Below are 1,491 nucleotides of genomic sequence, written 5' to 3'. Positions count from 1 at the left end.
GGGGGGCCCGGGGGACGGGGACCGGGGTGCCGGTGGGCAGGTGGGCGGTGTGGTCGACCGCCTTCTGGTTCAACTCCCTTGCCTCGAACACGCCGTAGGGGCTGGGCCGGGCGGGCGGGGCGGTCAGGTGGAAGCCCGGGTAGCCGGCCAGGCCGAGTTCGACGGCGGCGGCGGTGAGGGCGCGGCCGACCTTGTGCTCCTGCGGGTCGCGGGCGGTGAGCCGGAGCAGGGTGCTGGCGCGCTCCTCGGTGTCGGCGTCCGGGTGCTGGGTGCGGGTCTCGGTCCAGCGCAGTGCGGCCGGCGGGTCGGCGGCCAGGGCCCGGGTCAACTGCCGTTGCACCAGGGCGGATTTGGCCTCGACGTCCAACCCGGTGAGGACGAACACCAGCTCGTTGCGGTATCCGCCGAGCCGGTTCAGCCCGACCTTGAGGGTGGGCGGCGGGGCCTCGCCGCGCACCCCGTCGATCCGGACCCGGTCGGTGCCCTGGGCGGTGAGCGTCACGGTGTCCAGGCGGGCGGTGACGTCCGGGCCGAGGTAGCGCGGTCCGCCCGTCTCGTACAGGAGTTGGGCGGTGACGGTCTCCACGGTCACCGCGCCGCCGGTGCCCGGGTGCTTGGTGATCACGCTGCTGCCGTCGGCGTGCAGTTCGGCGATCGGGAAGCCCGGGTGGTCGACGTCGTGCTCGGCGAAGAAGGCGTAGTTGCCGCCGGTCGCCTGCGCCCCGCACTCCAGGACGTGGCCCGCCACCACCGCCCCCGCCAGCGCGTCCAGGTCGTCCGGGGTCCAGCCGTGGTGGGCGATGCCCGGTCCGACCACCAGGGCGGCGTCCGTGACCCGTCCGGTCACCACCACGTCCGCTCCCGCGCGCAGGCACTCGGCGATCCCGAACGCGCCCAGGTAGGCGTTCGCGGCCAGCAGCGGGCGGCGCGGGTCTTCGCCCGTCCAGCCGAACTCGTGGGCCCTGGGCAGGAGTTCGTCGCCGGTGACGTGGCCGATCTTGGCCCGGAGGCCCTGCCGGGCGGCGAGTTCGCGGAGCGCCTCGGCGAGTCGGGCGGGGTTGAGGCCGCCCGCGTTCACCACGATCCGCACGCCGCGGTCGAGCGCCTCGGCGAGGCACTGCTCGGCCTGCTGCAGGAACGTCCGCGCGTAGCCCCGGGCGGGGTCGCGCAGCCGGTCGCGGGCCAGGATCAGCATGGTCAGTTCGGCCAGGTAGTCCCCCGTGAGCACGTCCAGCGGGCCGCCCGTCAGCATCTCGCGGAACGCGTCGAACCTGTCTCCGTAGAACCCCGACGCATTGCCGATCCGCAGCACGATGTCTCCCCAACTCCGCTGTTTCCGGCCGCCGTTGGTGGTGGCAGCGGCCGGGGGTGGCGCGTGTCCGGTCGGGGTCGAGCCTGGCAGCAACCCGGGGACAAATCAAGCACGCGTGCTTGTTTTTGGCCGACGGGGGGATGGGGGGTGTGGGTGCGGGGCAGCGCGGTGGGGTGCGG

At 74.4% G+C, this 1,491-nt stretch carries 1 protein-coding gene; it reads right to left on the bottom strand.

Translation table 11 applies throughout. The features are described from left to right. On the bottom strand, positions 1-1,252 hold a 1,252-nt coding region (locus tag IH44_RS0139820; protein WP_232795280.1), incomplete at its 3' end, for an acyclic terpene utilization AtuA family protein. Positions 1,253-1,491: the final 239 nt, after the last annotated feature.

It is taken from the genome of Kitasatospora sp. NRRL B-11411, from assembly GCF_000721345.1.
GTDB lineage: Bacteria > Actinomycetota > Actinomycetes > Streptomycetales > Streptomycetaceae > Kitasatospora > Kitasatospora cineracea.
This window is presented reverse-complemented; position numbering and strand designations above follow the sequence as displayed.